The 18,860-nt window shown below is 74.8% G+C and carries 19 protein-coding genes; 17 read left to right on the top strand and 2 right to left on the bottom strand.

All coding sequences use genetic code 11. The features are described from left to right. Positions 1-65: 65 nt before the first annotated feature. The 10 genes from prcA (at position 66) to BJ989_RS10970 (ending at position 10,804) form a co-directional block, all read left to right on the top strand. Entirely contained in the window at positions 66-893 is an 828-nt protein-coding gene (gene prcA / locus BJ989_RS10925; RefSeq protein ID WP_179518236.1) for a proteasome subunit alpha, read from the top strand. Positions 894-933: 40 nt separating this feature from the next. Beyond that, a complete protein-coding gene (pafA, locus tag BJ989_RS10930; RefSeq protein WP_179518237.1) occupies positions 934-2,295 on the top strand; it encodes a Pup--protein ligase in 1,362 nt (453 codons plus the stop codon). 107 nt (positions 2,296-2,402) lie between these two features. After that, a complete protein-coding gene (locus tag BJ989_RS10935; protein WP_179518238.1) occupies positions 2,403-3,374 on the top strand; it encodes an FKBP-type peptidyl-prolyl cis-trans isomerase in 972 nt (323 codons plus the stop codon). Between the two features lie 25 nt (positions 3,375-3,399). After that, positions 3,400-4,383, top strand: coding sequence for a helix-turn-helix transcriptional regulator (locus tag BJ989_RS10940; protein ID WP_343049275.1), 984 nt, complete (start codon positions 3,400-3,402; stop codon positions 4,381-4,383). Continuing rightward, complete coding sequence (locus BJ989_RS18780; RefSeq protein WP_179518239.1) at positions 4,380-5,360, top strand: WYL domain-containing protein; 981 nt, start codon at positions 4,380-4,382, stop codon at positions 5,358-5,360. The genes BJ989_RS10940 and BJ989_RS18780 overlap by 4 nt, the downstream gene beginning before the upstream one ends. A 45-nt stretch (positions 5,361-5,405) precedes the next feature. Then, positions 5,406-5,726 carry a Sec-independent protein translocase subunit TatA gene (gene tatA, locus BJ989_RS10950; RefSeq protein WP_179518240.1) on the top strand — a complete coding sequence of 107 codons (321 nt, stop codon included), beginning with the start codon at positions 5,406-5,408 and terminating at the stop codon, positions 5,724-5,726. Between the two features lie 38 nt (positions 5,727-5,764). Next, entirely contained in the window at positions 5,765-6,607 is an 843-nt protein-coding gene (tatC, locus tag BJ989_RS10955; RefSeq protein ID WP_343049276.1) for a twin-arginine translocase subunit TatC, read from the top strand. Further along, positions 6,604-7,044, top strand: a complete 441-nt coding sequence (locus tag BJ989_RS10960) for a hypothetical protein (RefSeq protein ID WP_179518241.1) — start codon at positions 6,604-6,606, stop codon at positions 7,042-7,044. Before tatC ends, BJ989_RS10960 begins: the two co-directional genes overlap by 4 nt. 17 nt (positions 7,045-7,061) lie before the next feature. Then, positions 7,062-7,943: a diacylglycerol kinase gene (locus BJ989_RS10965; protein WP_179518242.1), complete on the top strand. Its 882-nt coding sequence runs from the start codon at positions 7,062-7,064 to the stop codon at positions 7,941-7,943. A gap of 38 nt (positions 7,944-7,981) precedes the next feature. Beyond that, positions 7,982-10,804 carry a DEAD/DEAH box helicase gene (locus BJ989_RS10970; protein ID WP_179519555.1) on the top strand — a complete coding sequence of 941 codons (2,823 nt, stop codon included), beginning with the start codon at positions 7,982-7,984 and terminating at the stop codon, positions 10,802-10,804. A gap of 397 nt (positions 10,805-11,201) precedes the next feature. On the opposite strand, the gene BJ989_RS10975 is transcribed toward BJ989_RS10970, so the two are convergent. Continuing rightward, on the bottom strand, positions 11,202-11,894 hold the full coding sequence (locus BJ989_RS10975) for an SDR family oxidoreductase (protein ID WP_179518243.1): 693 nt from the start codon (positions 11,892-11,894) through the stop codon (positions 11,202-11,204). A gap of 83 nt (positions 11,895-11,977) precedes the next feature. Here BJ989_RS10975 and BJ989_RS18295 point away from each other — a divergent pair, with 83 nt between their 5' ends. The 7 genes from BJ989_RS18295 to BJ989_RS11010 all read left to right on the top strand — a co-directional run bounded on the left by BJ989_RS18295 (position 11,978) and on the right by BJ989_RS11010 (position 18,460). Next, on the top strand, positions 11,978-12,109 hold the full coding sequence (locus BJ989_RS18295) for a hypothetical protein (RefSeq protein ID WP_281363171.1): 132 nt from the start codon (positions 11,978-11,980) through the stop codon (positions 12,107-12,109). Beyond that, complete coding sequence (kamD, locus tag BJ989_RS10985; RefSeq protein WP_179518244.1) at positions 12,106-13,734, top strand: lysine 5,6-aminomutase subunit alpha; 1,629 nt, start codon at positions 12,106-12,108, stop codon at positions 13,732-13,734. Before BJ989_RS18295 ends, kamD begins: the two co-directional genes overlap by 4 nt. Further along, entirely contained in the window at positions 13,731-14,519 is a 789-nt protein-coding gene (kamE, locus tag BJ989_RS18785) for a lysine 5,6-aminomutase subunit beta (protein ID WP_179518245.1), read from the top strand. The genes kamD and kamE overlap by 4 nt, the downstream gene beginning before the upstream one ends. Next, the gene (gene kal, locus BJ989_RS10995; protein ID WP_179518246.1) at positions 14,516-14,908 is read left to right on the top strand and encodes a 3-aminobutyryl-CoA ammonia lyase; all 393 of its coding nucleotides are present in this window, start codon (positions 14,516-14,518) and stop codon (positions 14,906-14,908) included. Before kamE ends, kal begins: the two co-directional genes overlap by 4 nt. 563 nt (positions 14,909-15,471) lie before the next feature. Next, positions 15,472-17,121 carry an apolipoprotein N-acyltransferase gene (gene lnt, locus BJ989_RS11000; RefSeq protein WP_179518247.1) on the top strand — a complete coding sequence of 550 codons (1,650 nt, stop codon included), beginning with the start codon at positions 15,472-15,474 and terminating at the stop codon, positions 17,119-17,121. A 9-nt stretch (positions 17,122-17,130) separates the two neighbouring features. Next, positions 17,131-17,877 (top strand): polyprenol monophosphomannose synthase, encoded by a 747-nt coding sequence (locus BJ989_RS11005; RefSeq protein WP_343049277.1) that lies wholly within the window; start codon positions 17,131-17,133, stop codon positions 17,875-17,877. A 31-nt stretch (positions 17,878-17,908) separates the two neighbouring features. Then, a complete protein-coding gene (locus BJ989_RS11010; protein WP_179518248.1) occupies positions 17,909-18,460 on the top strand; it encodes an FxsA family protein in 552 nt (183 codons plus the stop codon). 3 nt (positions 18,461-18,463) lie between these two features. Here BJ989_RS11010 and BJ989_RS11015 read toward each other — a convergent pair whose 3' ends face one another. Beyond that, on the bottom strand, positions 18,464-18,850 hold the full coding sequence (locus BJ989_RS11015) for an RNA polymerase-binding protein RbpA (RefSeq protein ID WP_179518249.1): 387 nt from the start codon (positions 18,848-18,850) through the stop codon (positions 18,464-18,466). Between the last annotated feature and the right edge of the window lie 10 nt (positions 18,851-18,860).

The raw sequence follows: 18,860 nt of genomic DNA on the forward strand, positions 1-18,860 counted from the left end.
CCGCCCGACCGCCGCCCGACCGACGACGACGCCGACCCGTCGTACCCCCGCCTGAGGAGCACCCCGTGAGCACGCCGTTCTACGTCTCGCCCGAGCAGCTGATGAAGGACCGCGCCGACTTCGCGCGCAAGGGCATCAGCCGCGGCCGCTCCGTCGTCGCCGTGCAGTACGCCGACGGCGTGCTCTTCGTCTCCGAGAACCCCTCGCAGGCGCTGCACAAGGTCTCCGAGATCTACGACCGCATCGCCTTCGCCGCGGTCGGCCGCTACAACGAGTTCGAGAACCTCCGCATCGCCGGGGTGCGGCTCGCCGACATGCGGGGCTACGCCTACGACCGCCGCGACGTCACCGGCCGCGGGCTGGCCAACGCCTATGCGCAGACCCTCGGCACGATCTTCTCCAGCGGTGGCGAGAAGCCCTACGAGGTGGAGATCTTCGTCGCGGAGATCGGCGACACCCCGGCCGACGACCAGGTCTACCGCCTGACCTACGACGGTCAGGTCGCCGACGAGCACGGCTGGGCCTGCATGGGCGGACAGGCCGACGTCGTCGCGGGCTACCTGCGCGAGCACTACCGCGAGGGCTGCCCGCTCGAGGAGGCGCTGCGCCTCGCCGTGGCGGCGCTCGGGCACGGCGGCGAGGGGGAGGACCGCGTCATCGCCGAGTCCGACCTCGAGGTGGCGGTGCTCGACCGCACCCGCACGCAGCCGCGCAAGTTCGCCCGGGTCGTGGGCGCCCGCCTCACCGAGCTGCTCGGCGAGCGCGGCCCGGCCGACGCCCCGGCCGGCTCGGGCCAGCGCGACGCGGGTGCCGCACCCGAGACGCCCTCGCCGGCCGCGAGCGACCCCGGTGACGCCGCGGGCGAGCCGCCGGTCGCCCCGCCGGTGAGCTGAGAGGCGCCCGCCGGCTGGTCCCGCGGCCTAGGCTGACGCCATGGACCGTCGCATCTTCGGGATCGAGAACGAGTACGGCGTCACGTGCACGTTCCGCGGCCAGCGGCGGCTGAGCCCCGACGAGGTCGCGCGCTACCTCTTCCGCAAGGTCGTCTCGTGGGGGCGCAGCAGCAACGTCTTCCTCCGCAACGGCGCGCGGCTCTACCTCGACGTGGGCTCGCACCCCGAGTACGCCACCCCCGAGTGCGACGACGTCGTCGAGCTCGTCACCCACGACAAGGCGGGGGAGCGGGTGCTCGAGGGCCTGCTGCTCGATGCCGAGCAGCGCCTCCACGAGGAGGGCATCGCGGGCGACATCTACCTGTTCAAGAACAACACCGACTCGGCCGGCAACTCCTACGGCTGCCACGAGAACTACCTGGTCACGCGGCAGGGGGAGTTCAGCCGGCTCGCCGACGTCCTCATCCCGTTCCTCGTCACCCGGCAGGTGATCGTCGGGGCCGGCAAGGTCACGCAGACGCCGCGGGGCGCGACGTACTCCGTCTCGCAGCGCGCCGAGCACATCTGGGAAGGCGTCTCGAGCGCCACCACCCGCAGCCGGCCCATCATCAACACCCGCGACGAGCCGCACGCCGACGCCGAGAAGTACCGCCGGCTGCACGTCATCGTCGGCGACTCCAACATGAGCGAGACGACGACGCTGCTCAAGGTCGCCAGCTGCGACCTGGTGCTGCGGATGATCGAGGAGGGCGTGGTGATGCGCGACCTCACGATGGAGAACCCCATTCGCGCCATCCGCGAGATCTCCCACGACATGACCGGCCGGCGCAAGGTGCGCCTCGCCAACGGCCGCGAGGCCAGCGCGCTCGACATCCAGCTCGAGTACCTCACCCGCGCCCGCGACTTCGTCGACCGCCGCGAGATCTCCACGCCCACCATCGCCCGCGCACTCGACCTGTGGGAGCGCACGCTCAAGGCGGTGGAGTCCGACGACCTGTCGCTGGTCGACCGCGAGATCGACTGGGTCATCAAGTGGAAGCTCATCGAGCAGTACCGCTCGCGCCAGGGGCTGCCGCTGGGCCACCCCCGCATCGCCCAGCTCGACCTGGCCTACCACGACATCCACCGCGGCCGGGGGCTCTACTACCTGCTCGAGAAGCGCGGCAAGGTGGAGCGGGTGACCCAGGACCTGAAGGTGTTCGAGGCCAAGTCGGTGCCGCCGCAGACCACCCGGGCCCGGCTGCGCGGCGAGTTCATCCGCAAGGCCCAGGAGCGGCGTCGCGACTTCACCGTCGACTGGGTGCACCTCAAGCTCAACGACCAGGCGCAGCGCACCGTGCTGTGCAAGGACCCGTTCCGCGCCCACGACGAGCGCGTGCAGCGGCTCGTGGACGGCATGTAGGAACCGCTCAGGCTCCCCACAGCCGCGGCGGCTACGCTCGGGCACGACCCGTCGCCGGCCTCCCGTGCCGCTGCGACCTGCCGTCCACCTGAAGGTTGATCCTCACCGTGCTCCGTCTGCCTGCGCGCCGTGCTGCGCGCCCCGCCGCCCTTCTGCTCTCCCTCGGCCTGCTCGTGCCGACGCTGGCCGCCTGCGGCTCCGACGACGGCGACGCCGCGGCCGGCGGCGGCGCCGGCCTGGACTCGATCGAGGTCACCGGCGAGGTCGGTGAGGGCATCGAGGTCGCCTACGACGGCACGGTCGCGGTCGACGAGACCGTCAGCGAGGTCCTCGTCGAGGGCGAGGGCGACCCGCTCGAGGCCGGCGAGAACGCCCTGGCCCACATCTACGTCGGCAACGGCGAGACCGAGGAGCAGGCGCTCACGACCTACGAGGGCGACCAGCCGCAGCTCGTGCCCGTGGCCGCGGAGGGCTTCATCACCTCCATCTCCGACTCGCTCGAGGACGTGCCCGTCGGCTCCCGCGTGCTGATCGCCGCCCCGCCGGCGGAGGCCTTCGGCCCGCAGGGCAACCCGCAGATCGACATCGGCACCGCCGACACCGTCGTCTTCGTCGTCGACGTCGTCGACTCCGTGCTCACCGCCCCCGAGGGCGAGCAGGTCGAGCCGCGGGGCCAGGTGCCGACCCTCGTGACCGGCGAGGGCACCGACGTCACCGCGCTGGAGTTCCCGCGGGGCCTCGAGGCGACCGGCGACCTCGAGACGACCACGCTGATCGAGGGCGAGGGCCCCGAGGTGACCGCGGAGTCGACGGTGGTCGTGGACTACCTCGGCCAGGTCCTCGGCAAGGACGCGCCGTTCGACGAGTCCTACTCGCGCACCCCCACCGCCCTGCCCGTCGCGCAGTTCGTGCAGGGCTGGCAGCAGGCGCTGCCGGGCGTGACCGTCGGCAGCCGCGTCGTGCTCGAGGTGCCGCCGGCCCTGGGCTACGGTGCGCAGGGCAACCCGCAGGCCGGCATCGGCGGCAAGGACACCATGTTCTTCGTCGTCGACGTCCTGGGGGCCACGAACACGAAGTGACGGTCCGGCACGGCGGGGGAGACGCGTGAGCAAGAGCGAGCGGCTGCTCAACCTGCTCATCATGCTGCTGGTGCAGCGGCGCTACCTCACCAAGAGCCGGATCCGCGCGATCCTCTACCCCGAGGCCAGCGAGGTCGCCTTCGAGCGGATGTTCGACCGCGACAAGGAGGAGCTGCGCAGCCTCGGGGTGCCGATCGAGGTCGGGCAGCTCGACCCGCTCTTCGACGACGAGCCCGGCTACCGCATCCGCGCCGACGAGCTCGGCCTGCCCCCGGTCGAGCTCGAGCCCGACGAGGCCGCGGTGGTCGGGGTCGCGACGAAGGTGTGGGAGCACGCCCGCATGGCGCGGGCGACCTCCGACGCGGTCGCCAAGCTGCGGGCGGCGGGGGTGCCGGTCGACACCGGCGCGCTCGACCTCGTCGAGCCGAGGCTCAGCGCCGATGAGCCGGCCTTCGACGTCTTCTGGGAGGCGGCGCAGGAGCGGCGCGAGGTCGTCTTCGACTACGCCCGCCCCGGACACCCCCCGAGCACGCGCCACCTGCAGCCGTGGGGAGTCGCGCGGTTCTCCGGCCGGTGGTACGCCGTGGGCCTCGACACCGACCGCGGCGAGGAGCGGGTCTTCCGCCTCTCGCGGGTCGTCGGCGAGGCGCGCGCCGTGGGCGACCCCGCGGCGTACGACGTGCCGCCGGGCACCGACGTGGCCGCGATCGCGCGGCGCCTCGGCGCCCCCTCCGGCTCGGGCGAGGCCGTGCTCCTGGTCCGCGCGGGCGCGGGCCACGCGCTGCGGCGCACCGCCACGGTCGTCGAGGCCGGCGTGACCGGTCCCGACGGGTCCGCCGGGTGGGACCGGCTGCGGCTGCCGCGCACCGACGTCGCCGACGAGGTGCTGGCGCACGGACCCGACGTCGTCGTCGAGGAGCCCGCCACCCTGCGCGACGACGTCGTGGCGCGGCTCCGGGCGCTGCTGGGCGAGCCGGGCGGGCACGACCGGCAGGGGACGACGGCGTGAGCGCGGGCGCCCGCGACCAGGTCGCCCGGCTGCTGACGCTGGTGCCGTGGCTGCACCGCACCGGCGAGGTGCACCTCGACGACGCCGCCGCCGCGCTCGGCACGACACCCGAGCAGCTGCTGAAGGACCTCAAGGTGCTGCTCATGTGCGGCCTGCCGGGCGGCTACCCCGACGACCTCATCGACGTGGACCTCGACGCGCTGGAGGACGGCGGTGACGGCGTCGTGCGCATCGGCAACGCCGACTACCTCGCCCGCCCGCTGAGGCTCTCGGCGACCGAGGCGTCCGCCCTCGTGGTCGCCCTGCGTGCCGTGCGTGCCGGCGCCGACGAGCGGACCCTCGAGGTCGTCGACCGCACGCTGGCCAAGCTGGAGGCCGCGGCGGCCGAGGGCAGCGCCCCCGCGGTGCTGCTCGACGGGGAGGGCGACGACCACGCCCCGCTCGACCCGGCGCTCGGGGCGCGGGTCGCCGAGGCGGCGGCGAACGGACGCCAGGTGCGCCTGACCTACTGGACGCCCTCGCGCGACGAGGTCTCCGAGCGCACCGTCGACCCGCGCGGCGTGGTGCGCCACGGCGGGCACGCCTACCTCGACGCCTGGTGCCACGCGGCGGAGGCCCCCCGGCTCTTCCGGCTCGACCGGGTGCGCGACGCCGCCGTGCTCGACGCGCCGGTGGTGAGCGAGCCGGTCCCGCCGCGCGACCTCGAGGCCGAGGGGCTCTTCGCGACGTCTCCCGAGGCGCCGACGGTGACGCTGCGGCTCGCGCCGCGCGCCCAGTGGGTGCCGGAGTACTACCCCGTCGAGGCCGTCCGCCCGCAGGCCGACGGCACGCTCGAGGTCGACCTCGTCGTGGCCGACCCGCGCTGGCTCGACCGGCTCGTGCTGCGGCTCGCGCCGCACGCGCGGGTGGTCGGTCCGCAGGAGTTCACCCGCTCGTCGACCGCCGCTGCCGCCGAGACGCTCCGGCTCTACGGGTGAGGCGGCGTACAGTGGGGGAGTCGTCCCCCCGAGGTGAGGAATCCCATGGCTGACCTGCTCGTGACCCCGCTCGTCGCCCTGCCCGGCGGCTGGGAGCTCGTGCTCATCGTGCTCGTCATCGTGCTGCTCTTCGGGGCCAAGAAGCTGCCCGAGCTCGCCCGCAACACCGGTCGCTCGCTGCGCATCTTCAAGGCCGAGACCAAGGGCCTGATGGACGACGACGACGACGAGGACGAGGCGCCCAAGGCCACCTCGCCGCGCGCGCTCGACGCCCCGGGCGCGCCCGCATCGCCGCACGGCGACCCGCTGCGGCCGAGCGCCGCGGAGGAGCAGGTCGGTGAGCGCCGCGACGGCGCCGCCGGCTGAGCGCGCGCACCCACCCGCCGCACGCCCACGCACCCGCTGTGTCCTGGACCTCCGGCCTGGTCAAGCTCTTCGCCGGCACCCCGCAGCACCCCGTCGGTCCCGACGGCAAGATGGCGCTCTCGGACCACCTGCGCGAGCTGCGCGCGCGCATCCTCAAGATCGCCCTCGTGCTCCTGGCGAGCCTGGTCGTCTCGCTGTTCTTCTACGACCGGATCTACGACTTCCTCTCCCAGCCCTACGAGCAGGCCGTCGCGGCTCTGCCCGAGGGCACGCAGTCGGAGGGCACGGTCGGCGGCGTCGGGGGCCCGCTGCTGCTCTACCTCAAGCTGTGCGGCGTCGTGGCGGTGGTGGCGTCGAGCCCGCTGTGGCTCTACCAGATCTGGGCCTTCGTGCTGCCCGGCCTGCACCCGCACGAGCGGAAGTGGACGCGGGTCTTCGCCGCGATCGCGGGACCGCTGTTCATCTCCGGCGTCGTCGTCGGCTACCTCACCTTGCCCAAGGGCATCGAGGTGCTCATCGGCTTCACCCCGGAGAACCTCACCAACCTCGTCGACTTCGGCTACTACCTGTCGTTCATGACCCGCACGCTGCTGGTCTTCGGCGTCGCCTTCGAGATCCCCGTCTTCATCATCCTGCTCAACCTCGCCGGGGTGGTGCGGGCCAGCAGCCTCGCGGCCTACCGGCCGTGGTGGGTCATCGGCATCTTCCTCTTCGCGGCGATCGCGACGCCCTCGACCGACCCCTTCACCATGATCTTCCTGGCCGTGCCGATGATCGTGCTCTTCTTCATCTCCGAGGGCGTCGCCCGCGTCGTCGACCGCCGGCGCGACGCCCAGGCGGCCGAGGAGGCCTGGGACGACGACGAGGTCTCGCCCCTGTGAGTGCCGGCTGCACCGCGCCCCACCACCCCGTCGACGTCGACCCCTTCGACCTCCCGGAGTGGCTGGGGGAGGGCGCGGTGACCTGGACCGCCGAGGCGGGCGTGCGCGAGGGGCACCGGGTGCCGGGGCGGCTGACGGGGGAGGGCGGGGCCGACCTCCCCTGCGACCTGCTCGCCGTCGACGCCGCCTACCCCGCCCCCGTGGCCGACGAGGCCACCCGCACGGCGGCGCACCGGGCCTGGCACCACGGCCAGGTGCACCTCGCCGAGGTCGGCGAGCGCCTCACGCTGCTCGTGCCGGGCCGGGGATTCGCCGCCGACGACGTGCTCGAGGCGGTCGCCCGGCTGGCGCGCGCGGTCGGCTCCGACCCCGACCGCTACGCCGTGCTGCTGCGCATCGGCGCGCCCGGTCGGCGTCGCGGGGGCGACGGCCGCTGAGTCGCTAGGCTGCGCCGGTGACCGGTCGCTGGCGCGAGGCCGCGCTCCTGATCAACCCCACGGCCGGCAAGGGCCGCGGTGCCGTGGCGGGCAGGCTGGCGGCCGCCCGTCTGCGCGACGCCGGGCTGGTCGTCACCGAGCTCGTCGGCCGCGACGGCGACGAGGCGCTCGACCTCGCCCGCGCCGCGGTCGAGCGCGGCGTCGACTCGCTCGTCGCCTGCGGTGGCGACGGGCTCGTGCACCTCGCGGTGCAGGCCGTCGCCCGCAGCGCGACGCCGCTCGGCGTGGTGCCGGCCGGCACCGGCAACGACGTGGCGCGCTACCTCGACCTGCCGCGTCGCGACCCGGTCGCCGCCGCCGACCGCGTGGTGGCGCGACGCACGCGCACCCTCGACCTCGCCCGCTGCGGGCACCGCTGGTTCACGACCGTGCTCGCGGCCGGCTTCGACGCCGTGGTCAACGAGCGCGCCAACGCGATGGTCTGGCCGCGTGGGCAGATGCGCTACAACCTGGCCACGCTCGCCGAGCTGCGGACGCTGGCGCCGCGGCCCTACGTGCTCGACCTCGACGGCGAGGTCCGCCACGTCGAGGCCACCCTCGTCGCGGTCGGCAACGGGTCGTCCTTCGGCGGCGGCCTGCGCATCACCGAGGGTGCACTGCTCGACGACGGGCTGCTCGACGTGGTGGTCGTGCGCCCCCTGACGCGACGACGCCTCGTCGCGGCGTACCCGCGGCTCTTCCGGGGCACCGTGGCGGGGCTCGCGGAGCACGAGCACCACCGGGTCCGTACGGTGACAGTGGCGGCGCCCGGCATCGTCGCCTACGCCGACGGTGAGCGCTTCGGTGCGCTGCCCCTCACGGTGGCGGCGGACCCGGGCGCGCTGACGGTCTACGCGTGAGCCGCCCCGCACCGGGCGCGGCCGGTCAGGAGGACGACATGGTGGGCGGACAGGCCGACGAGCAGCTCTCACCGGCCGAGCGCTACGCGGCGTACCGGGCCTCGCGCCAGCACCCGGTGCTGGCCGACTTCCGCAGCCACCACGACTTCGCCCTCGACGACTTCCAGGTGCGCGCCTGCGAGGAGGTCGAGGACGGCCGCGGCGTGCTCGTGGCGGCACCGACCGGCTCCGGCAAGACGATCGTCGGCGAGTTCGCGATCCACCTCGCGCTCGCGACCGGGCGCAAGGCCTTCTACACGACGCCGATCAAGGCCCTGTCGAACCAGAAGTACGCCGACCTGGTCAAGCGCTACGGCGCCGAGCAGGTCGGGCTGCTCACCGGCGACAACGTCGTCAACTCCGAGGCACCGGTCGTCGTCATGACCACCGAGGTGCTGCGCAACATGCTGTACGCCGGCTCCCGGACGCTGCTGGGCCTCGGCTTCGTGGTGATGGACGAGGTGCACTACCTGGCCGACCGCATGCGCGGCGCGGTGTGGGAGGAGGTCATCATCCACCTGCCCGAGTCGGTGGCGCTGGTGTCGCTCTCGGCGACGGTCTCGAATGCCGAGGAGTTCGGCGAGTGGCTCGAGACGGTGCGCGGCGAGACCACCACGATCGTCGAGGAGCGCCGACCCGTGCCGCTCTTCCAGCACGTGATGGTGGGCCGTCGCCTGCACGACCTCTTCGCCGACTCCGACGTCGACGCGGCGGCGGGGTTCGTGAAGGAGGGGGCGCCCGTCAACGGCGAGCTGCTGCGCATCGCGCGCGACGACTGGTCCAGCAGCAGGCTGATGCGCGACCGGCGCTCGCCGCGCAAGGGCAAGCCGGGCTCGTCGAAGAACCCCCGCCAGGTCGGCAACGGCCGCCGGGTGTGGATCCCGAGCCGCGTGGACGTCATCGAGCGCCTCGAGCGCGACGGCCTGCTGCCCGCGATCGTCTTCGTCTTCAGCCGCGTCGGTTGCGACGCCGCGGTGCAGCAGTGCCTCGACGCCAACCTGCGGCTCACCTCTCCCGAGGAGCGCGAGACCGTCCGCGCCTTCGTCGAGGAGCGGTGCCGCCACCTGCCCGACGAGGACCTGCAGGTGCTCGGCTACCACGAGTTCCTCGACGCGCTGACCCGCGGCGTGGCGGCCCACCACGCCGGCATGCTCCCGACCTTCAAGGAAGTCGTCGAGGAGCTCTACCAGCGCGGTCTCATCCGCTGCGTCTTCGCCACCGAGACCCTGGCGCTCGGCATCAACATGCCGGCGCGCACCGTGGTGATCGAGAAGATGACGAAGTGGAACGGTGAGACGCACGCCGACATCACGCCGGGGGAGTACACCCAGCTCACCGGCCGCGCCGGTCGCCGCGGGCTCGACGTGGAGGGCCACGCGGTCGTGCTGTGGCAGCCGGGCACCGACCCCCGCCAGCTCGCGGGCCTCGCCTCGACCCGCACCTACCCGCTCCGCTCGTCCTTCCGGCCGTCCTACAACATGGCGGTCAACCTCGTGCACCAGTTCGGCCGCGAGCGCTCCCGCGAGCTGCTCGAGCAGTCGTTCGCGCAGTTCCAGGCCGACCGGGCGGTGGTGGGGCTCGCGCGGCAGCTGCGCAAGAGCGAGGACGCGCTCGAGGGCTACCGCGAGGCCGCGACGTGCCACCTCGGCGACTTCATGGAGTACGCCGCGCTCCGTCGTCGCATCACCGACGTCGAGAAGGGCGCGGCCCGGGCACGGAGGGCCGACCGTCGCGAGGAGGCGCTGCGCTCGCTGACCCGGCTCAAGGTCGGCGACGTCGTGGCGGTGCCCGCGGGCAAGTTCGCCGGCCTCGCCGTCGTCGTCGACCCGGGGCTGAGCGGTGACGAGCCCCGTCCCTACGTCGTCACCGCCGACCGGCAGGCCCGCCGGCTCAACGCCCTCGACTTCCCCTCGCCGGTCGAGGCGCTCGCCCGGGTCAAGGTGCCGCGGTCCTTCAACGGCCGCAACCCGCAGATGCGCCGCGACCTCGCGGCCGCACTGCGCGAGGCCACCCACGGCCTCGGGCCGGTCAGGCGTCCCGACAGGGCCGGGCGCGGTGACGCCACGGCGCCGACCGCCGAGGACCGGGAGGTGGCGGAGCTGCGGGCCCGCCTGAAGGCCCACCCGTGCCACGACTGCCCCGACCGCGAGGACCACGCCCGCTGGGCCGAGCGGTGGCACAAGCTCGAGCGCGACGCCGGCACGCTGAAGCGGCGGGTCGAGTCGCGCACCAACACGGTCGCGCGGCAGTTCGACCGGGTCTGCGAGGTCCTCGAGCGGCTCGACTACCTCGACGGCGACGAGGTGACGGCGCGCGGGCGACACCTCAGCCGCATCTACACCGACATGGACCTCGTCGCCGCCGAGGCACTGCGCTCCGGCACCTGGGCGGACCTCACCCCGGCCGAGCTGGCCGCGGCGCTCTCGGTGCTGGTGTTCGAGGCCCGCCGGCCCGACGACGCCTCGCTCCCGCGGGTGCCCGGCGGGGCGGTGCAGGCCGCGATCGCCGAGACGGTGCGGATCTGGGCCGACCTCGACGCGCTCGAGAAGGAGCACCGGCTCGACTACCTGCGCGAGCCCGACCTCGGCTTCGCCTGGGCGGCCTGGCGGTGGGCGGAGGGCGACGAGCTCGACGACGTGCTGCGCGTCACCGACCTCGCGGCGGGCGACTTCGTGCGGTGGGTCAAGCAGCTGCTCGACCTCGCCGACCAGGTCGCCGACGCCGCCGGCTCGCTCGGCGACGCCGCGCTGCGGGAGACCGCCCGCACCGCCTCGCGTGCCCTGCGCCGCGGTGTCGTGGCCTACTCGTCCCTCGCCGACTGACGAGGGGTCGCGCGCTGCGCTGTCGTCGAGGGGTCGCGCGTTGGGCTGTCGTCGAGGGGTCGCGCGTTGGGCTGTCGTCGAGGGGTCGCGCGTTGGGCTGTCGTCGAGGGGTCGCGCGTTGGGCTGTCGTCGAGGGGTCGCGCGTTGGGCTGTCGTCGAGGGGTCGCGCGCTGCGCTGTCGTCGAGGGGTCACGCGCTGGGCGAGTTCCGCAGCGGATGACCCCTCGGCGCGGGCCCGGGCGCTCTGCTCGCCCCGTGCGTGACCCCTCGGCGTGTGCCCAGCCGACGACCCCTCGGCGGGTGCCCAGCCGATGACCCCTCGGCGGGTGCCCAGCCGGTGACCCCTCGACGGGTGCGCAGCGGATGACCCCTCGGCGGGGGTGGGGCGGGCGACGGGTCAGCCGAGGGCGGCGGTGACCGCGGCGGGGACGCTGCGGTCGCCCGCGACGAGGTCCCACTGCCGCCCGACCGTGCGGGTGTCGCCGAGCACCGCGGCGACGACCGCGGCCACGTCGGCCCGCGGCACCTCGCCCCGGTCGAGGCGCTCGCCGAGCGCCACCCGGTCGGTCGCGGGGTCGTCGGTGAGCCGGCCGGGACGGATGATCGTCCACGCGAGGTCGGAGGCGCGCAGCGCCGCGTCGGCGTCGCGCTTGGCCTCGACGTAGGCGCGCCAGACGTCCTCGGTGTCGTCCGGCAGCGGGTCGTCGACGCCCATGGCCGAGATCTGCACGAAGCGGTGAGCGCCGACCCGGGTCGCGGCTTCCACGGACTTCAGCGAGCCCTCGAGGTCGACCGTGCGCTTGCGCTCGATGCTGCCGTCGGGGCCGCCGCCGGCGGCGAACACCACGGCGGTGCAGCCCTCGAAAGCGGCGGCGTAGTCGTCGACGCCCTGCTGCTCGAGTTCGAGCAGCCGCACCTCGGCGCCGCGGTGCTCGAGCTCGTCGCGGTAGGACTCGCGCCGCACGAGCGCGACGGCCTGGTGGTCCGAGCGGCGCAGGTCGTGCAGCAGGTGCCGCGCCACCTGGCCGTGGCCGCCGACGACGGCCACTCGGTGGTGGGTGTGGGCGTGGGAGGTGATGGGGGTGTCCATGCCCTCGACGGTAGGGGCCGGCCGGTGGCGACCCGCCCGCCCGCGCACCGCGCCGCGCGCCCCGGCGTACGACGGGCGCCGACGTGACGATGCTGGTCGGCAACGGCTACGTGCCCGGCCACGCCGACCTCGCGCTCGACCTGCTGCGCTCCGAGGAGGGGGTGCGGCGGCTCTTCGAGGCCCGCCTCGCCGCGCACGCCGAGGTGGTCGCGTGAGCCACCAGTCCAAGCTCCACCTCGACCCGGCCGCGGTCGCCCGGGCGCGCGCCCTGGCGGCCCGGGTCGGCGCCCCCGTCGTCGACCTCGCCCGGGCGCACACCACGGTCGCGGTCGAGCGCGCGACGGTGCGGCTCGCCGGCCTGCCCGGGGCCGACGCCGACGGCCACCCGTGGGTCAACCACCTCGTCGACGGCGTGCGGGCGGACCTCGCCGACGACGGCGACGAGACGCTCGCCACCGGCCTGGCGCACGGGGTCGCGCTGCCGGTGTGGGACGCGCTCCTGCGCGGCGAGGCACCCGACCTCGCCACGCTCGCCGAGAAGGCCGCCGCGGGCGCGGCACGGTTCCGGCTGCCGGAAGGCGACGACGCCGTGCGGGCGGCCGACGCCTCCCGCGCTGCCGTCGGCGCCGGGCTCGCCCGGGTCGACGCCCGGCGGCGCGAGCGCGAGCGGATGGTGGCGGAGGTCGGGGACGCGCCGCGCCAGCCGTGGGTCTACCTCATCGTCGCCACCGGCGACATCCACGAGGACGTCCCGCAGGCGCAGGCCGCGGCCCGCGCCGGCGCCGACGTCATCGCGGTGATCCGCTCGACCGGGCAGAGCCTCCTCGACTTCGTGCCGGAGGGCGCCACGCGCGAGGGGTTCGCCGGCACCTACGCCACGCAGGAGAACTTCCGCATCATGCGGGCCGCGCTCGACGAGACCAGCCGCGAGCTCGGCCGCTACGTCCGCCTCACCAACTACGCCAGCGGCCTGTGCATGCCCGAGATCGCCGTGCTGGCCGGGCTGGAGCGGCTCGACATGATGCTCAACGACTCCATGTACGGCATCCTCTTCCGCGACATCAACCCCGTGCGCACCTTCGTCGACCAGCGCTTCAGCCGGCAGGTGCACGCCCGCGCCGGGATCGTCATCAACACCGGCGAGGACAACTACCTCACCACCGCCGACGCGGTGGAGGCCGCCCACACGGTCACCACCAGCCAGCTGCTCAACGAGTACTTCGCCCACGAGGCCGGGCTGGAGGACTGGCAGCTGGGCCTCGGGCACGCCTTCGAGATCGACCCGGACCTGCCCGACAGCTTCCGCCTGGAGCTCGCGCACGCCCTGCTGGCCCGCGAGCTCTTCCCCGACGCCCCGCTGAAGTGGATGCCGCCCACGCGGCACATGACCGGCGACGTCTTCCGCGGGCACCTGCTCGACGGCTTCTTCAACCTGGCCGGGGCGCTCACCGGCCAGGGCATCCTGCTGGTCGGCATGATGACCGAGGCCGTCGTGACGCCGTGGCTCTCCGACCGCGACCTGGCCCTGCAGAACGTCCGCTACGTCCTGGACGCCGCGGGCCGCCTCCACGAGGACTTCCACCCGGCGCCCGACGGCGTCATCGCGACGCGCGCGCGCCACGTCCTGGCGGAGTCCACCGACCTGATGCTGCGCATCCTGGAGCACGAGCACGGGCTGCTCGACGCGATCGCCGACGGCACCTTCGGCCTCATGCGCCGCCCGGCCGACGGCGGCCGCGGGCTCGACGGGGTCGCGCGCCGCTCCCCGGCGTACCTCAACCCGGCGACCGAGGCGCTCGGCGCCACCGCGGGCGCCCCGACCCTCGAGGAGGCGCGGTGACGACGACGGCGGGCACCACGGCGGGCACCGGACTCGTCCGGCCCTACGGCGACACCACCGGCGACGGGATGGTGCAGGTCAGCTTCACGCTGCCGCTGCCGCACGACAAGGTGGCCGAGGGCGCGGCGGCGCAGCTGGCGCAGAAGATGGGCATGGACCCGGCGCTGGTGGTGCACGCCAAGGCGGTGGGGGAGGGCTTCACCTTCTTCGTCGTCTACGGGCGGGTCCACCACCTCGTCGACCCCTCGACCGTCGAGGTCGTCGAGCGCGACTACCCGCTCCTGACCCCGAAGGAGGCCAACGCGGCGGTCAAGGAAGGCCTGCGGCGGCGCCTCGTAGTGGTCGGCGCGTGCATCGGCACCGACGCCCACACCGTCGGCATCGACGCGATCTGCAACATCAAGGGCTTCGCCGGCGAGAAGGGCCTGGAGTACTACCGCGAGCTCAAGGTGGTGAACCTCGGCGCGCAGGTCTCGGTGCCGGAGCTCGTGGCCCGGGCCCAGGAGGAGGCCGCCGACGCCGTGCTCGTCTCGCAGGTCGTCACGCAGCGCGACGCGCACCTGCACAACGTGCGCGAGACGGTCGCCGCCTTCCGCGAGGCGTGGCCCGACGAGACCCGGCCGCTGCTCGTCGCCGGTGGTCCGCGCTTCGACGAGACCATGGCGGGCGAGCTCGGCGTCGACCGCGTCTTCAGCCGGGGCACGACGCCCGGCGAGGTCGCCAGCTTCCTCGTGCACCGCCTCGTCACCGCACGTCGCGGCGCGACCGTCGGGCAGGCGTCGTGAACGCCGAGGTCGGCGCGCGCGTGGTGCACCGCCGCTACGTCCCCTACAGCCACGCCCACTACGCCGGCGACCTCGTCGACGGCGCCTACTCGCTGGGCCTCTTCGGCGACGTCGCCACCGAGATGTGCATCCGCACCGACGGCGACGAGGGGCTCTTCGCCTCCTACTCCGACGTGCAGTTCCTCGCGCCCGTGCGTGCGGGCGACGTGCTCGAGGTGAGCTGCGAGCTGGTGCGCGTCGGCAGGCGCTCGCGCGTCATGGACTTCGCGGTCACCGTCGTCGCCCGCGGTGCCGCGACGCCCGAGCGCCCGGGCGCCGCCGCCGTGCTGGACCCGCCGGTGCTCGCCACTACCGCCACCGGCACCGTGGTCGTGCCCCCTGCCGGGTAGGCCGCAGGCGCCTGCCCGCGGACGACGACCACCAGGACGGCGGCAATCCCTCGACGCTGCTGTCCACCCACGGCCGTCGCCGTGCTCGGGCGCCGCACCGTCGGAGGACGACCCGGGTCCGGACGCCTGGCCGACGGAGTGACCCAGGCCCGGTCCAGACCGCACGGCGTGTCGCGGCCCGACACGCCGCGGTCCAAGCATCTTCCTCCCACTGGGTGGGTGCCCACGGCGGCTCCGCTGACCTGCGGTGATGCGCGTCGCCGCAGGTCAGCGCGTGGTTGACAGCGCCGCCTCGGGTGGACAAGGTGCACGGGTCCGCCTGTGCAGCCCGTGGCCAGGGGACCCCGCGCAGGCGGTGGAGCCGGGGGGTCGGGTACCACGAACCCGTGCCGGTGCCGCCGCCGTCGGAGGTCCCAGCCCACGCGGGGCGGGTGCGGGAGGGGAGCGCGCTCCGTAGACAACAGCACGGTGCCGACAGCCGGTCGGCCCCGGGTTGGTCCGAAGGGCCCGCTGCCCCTCCCGCCCCCTGCGGCCCCCTGCGGCACCGCGGGTAGCGTGGGCGCGTGCCGCCCCGCCTCCCGTCCCGGCTGCCGACCGGGTTGCCCAGCAGGTGCGTGGGCGCCGCGGCGGCCGGGCTCGCGTGCGCGCTCGCCTTCGAGCCGCTCGCCTGGGCCTGGCTCGCGCCGATCGGCGTGGCGGGGATGGTGCTCGCGGTGCGCGACCTGTCCGTGCGGCGCGCGGTCCTGGTGGCCGCGGTCTTCGCCGCCGCGTTCTTCTACCCGCTCATCTGGTGGATGCGGGTCGTCGGGATCGACGCCTGGATCCTGCTGGCCGGCATCCAGACCGCGTGGCTCGCCCTCGTGGGGCCGCTGGTGGCCCGCGTGCAGCGCTGGCCCGGGGGGCCGCTGTGGGTGGCGGCCGCGTGGCTGGCCTCCGAGGTCGCCCGCAGCTCGCAGCCCTTCGGCGGCTTCCCCTGGGGGCGGCTCGGCTTCGCCACCGCCGACACCCCGCTCGCCGAGGCGCTGCCCTACGTCGGCGTCCACGGCGCCGGCTTCCTCGCCGCACTCCTCGGCGCGACGCTGGCCGCCGCGGTCGTGCGGCTGCGCGCGCCCACCGACGGCACCTCACGCGTACGCCGCGGCGCACGCGCGCTCGCACCCGCCGGCGTCGTGGCGCTCCTGGTCGCGCTCCCGGTGCTGCTGCCGTGGCGCGACGTCGTGGGGCTCGACGACCCGGGTGCCGACCACGCGGCCGGCACCCTGCGCGTGGCGGCGGTGCAGGGCAACGTGCCGGGCCGCGGCGACGACGTGCTCGTCGACGTCGAGCAGCTGACCCGCAACCACGTGGACCTCACCGTCGACCTGGCCGAGCGCGTGGAGACCGGCGAGGTGGCGCCCCCCGACCTGGTGGTGTGGCCCGAGAACTCGACCGCGGTCGACCCCTTCCGCGACGCCACGGTCGGCGCCGGCATCGAGCGGGCCGTGGCGGCGATCGACCGCCCGGTGCTCGTCGGCGCGATCGTCGACGCCCAGGACCCCGGCCAGGTGCTCAACCAGGGCATCGTGTGGGAACCCGGGACCGGGCCGTCCGACCGCTACACCAAGTGGCACCCGGTGCCGTTCGGCGAGTACATCCCGCTGCGCAGCGGGCCCCTGACCGCGTGGGTCGGGCGCCTCGACCTGGTCGCGCGCGACATGGTCGCCGGCACCCGCGAGACGCCGCTCGAGGTCGCCGGCACGCTCGTCGCCGACGCCATCTGCTTCGACGTCGGCTACGACGATGGGCTCTACGCCCAGGTGCGCCGTGGCGCCGAGCTCGCCGTCGTGCAGACGTCCAACGCGATGTTCGTCTTCACCGACCAGATCGACCAGCAGTTCGCGATGTCGCGGCTGCGCGCGCTCGAGACCGGGAAGCACGTCGTGGTCACCGCGATCAACGGCGTCTCGGGCGTCATCGCCCCCGACGGCACGGTCACCGCCAGCGCGGCCCCGCGCACCGCGGAGGTGCTGCTCGCCGACGTCGCGCTGAACGACGCGACGACGCCGGCCGTCCACCTCGCCCCGTGGCTGGGGCGCGCCGCGGTGTGGCTGTCCGCTGCCGCTGCGCTGCTGCTGGTGGTGGGCCGCGTGCGGCGCCGGCGCTCCCGCCTCGTCGACCACGGCGCGCCGCCGGCCGCGCCGACGCGGGCGCACGAGCCCGCCCTGCAGGGCTGAGGCAGGCAGGTGGCCGGCACGGTGGTCGTGGTCCCGACCTACGACGAGGTCGACAACCTCGCCTGGGTCGTCGGTCGACTGCGCGCGGCCCAGCCCGACGTCGACGTCCTCGTCGTCGACGACGGCTCGCCCGACGGCACGGGGGAGGTCGCCGACCGCCTGGCCGCGGCCGACCCGGCGGTCACGGTCGTCCACCGCTCGCGCAAGGAGGGCCTGGGCGCGGCCTACCTGCACGGCTTCGCGGTCGCGCTCGAGCGCGGCTACGACGTCGTGGGGGAGATGGACGCCGACGGCTCGCACCAGCCGGAGCAGCTGCAGCGGCTGCGCGACGCCGTCGCGGCCGGGGCCGACCTCGCGATCGGCTCCCGCTGGGTGCCCGGCGGCTCGGTGCGCAACTGGCCGCTCCACCGCGAGCTGCTCTCCCGCGGCGGCAACCTCTACGTCCGGCTGCTGCTCGGCATGGACGTCCGCGACGCGACCGCGGGCTACCGGCTCTTCCGCCGCGCCACCTTGGAGGCGATCGACCTGGGCACCGTCCGCTCGACCGGCTACGTCTTCCAGACCGACCTGGCCTGGCGCACCGTGCAGGCGGGGCTGCGCGTCGTCGAGGTGCCCATCGAGTTCGTCGAGCGCGAGCGCGGCGAGTCGAAGATGAGCGGCCAGGTGGCGGTCGAGTCGCTCCGGCTCATCACCCGCTGGGGCCTGGCCGAGCGGCGCGCCCGTGCCGGCCGGCGACGCCACCCGGCGACCCGCTGAGCACCCGCGTGCCGCGACCTAGGCTGGGGTCGTGAGCCACCCTGCCGCGCCCCGCCGCCGCCGACCGGTCACCGCGGTCCTGGTCGCCGCCTTCCTCGTCGTGCCGCTGCTCGAGGTCTACCTGCTCGTGCAGGTCGGGCAGGTCATCGGCGCGTGGTGGACCCTCGCCCTGCTCGTGCTCTCGGGCGTCGTCGGCGGCTGGCTGGTGAAGCGCGAGGGCGCACGGGCGTGGCGGGGTCTGACGACCGCGCTGTCCTCGGGGCGCGCACCCGCCCGCGAGCTGGCCGACGGCGCGCTCGTGCTGGTCGGCGGCACGCTCATGCTCACGCCGGGCTTCGCCTCCGACGCGGTCGGCATCGTCCTGCTGCTCCCGGTCACCCGCCCGGTCGCACGCCGCGCGCTCACGGCCGTGGTGGCCCGCCGCCTCCTCGGACCCGGTCCGTTCGGCGGCGGCCCGCTCGGTGGAGGCGCGGGCGCGGGCGGCCCGTTCGCCGGCGGCCCGTTCGGCGCGGGCCCGGACGCACGACGCCCCGGAGACCGCTCGGGGGAGCAGGTCGTCCGGGGCGAGGTGGTGGAGGAGTAGTCCTCAGGCGCTGGCGGAGCGCTTCTTCGCGTTGGCGCGGTGCAGGTGGGCGGGGCCGATCTCGCCGCCGCGGAGGAGCTCGAGCCGCTCCTTGAGGATGTCCTCGAGCTCCTTCTCGGAGCGGCGCTCCAGGAGCATGTCCCAGTGGGTGCGGGCCGGCTTCTCGGCCTTCTCCTCGGGCTTGATGCCGGCGGTGCTCAGCGCCTCGGCGCCGCAGCGCGGGCACTCCCAGACCGCCGGGACGTCCGCCTCGACGGACATGGTGATCTCGAACTCGTGGTCCTGCGGGCAGCGGTAGCCGACCTGCTGGCGCGCGGCGAACTCGATGCCGCGCTCGTCCTCGAAGCTCTGGCCTCCGAGACGTGCGCCCCTCAGCGTGCGCTCTGCCATGAGCCACCTC

The organism is Nocardioides perillae (genome assembly GCF_013409425.1).
Taxonomy (GTDB): Bacteria; Actinomycetota; Actinomycetes; order Propionibacteriales; family Nocardioidaceae; genus Nocardioides; species Nocardioides perillae.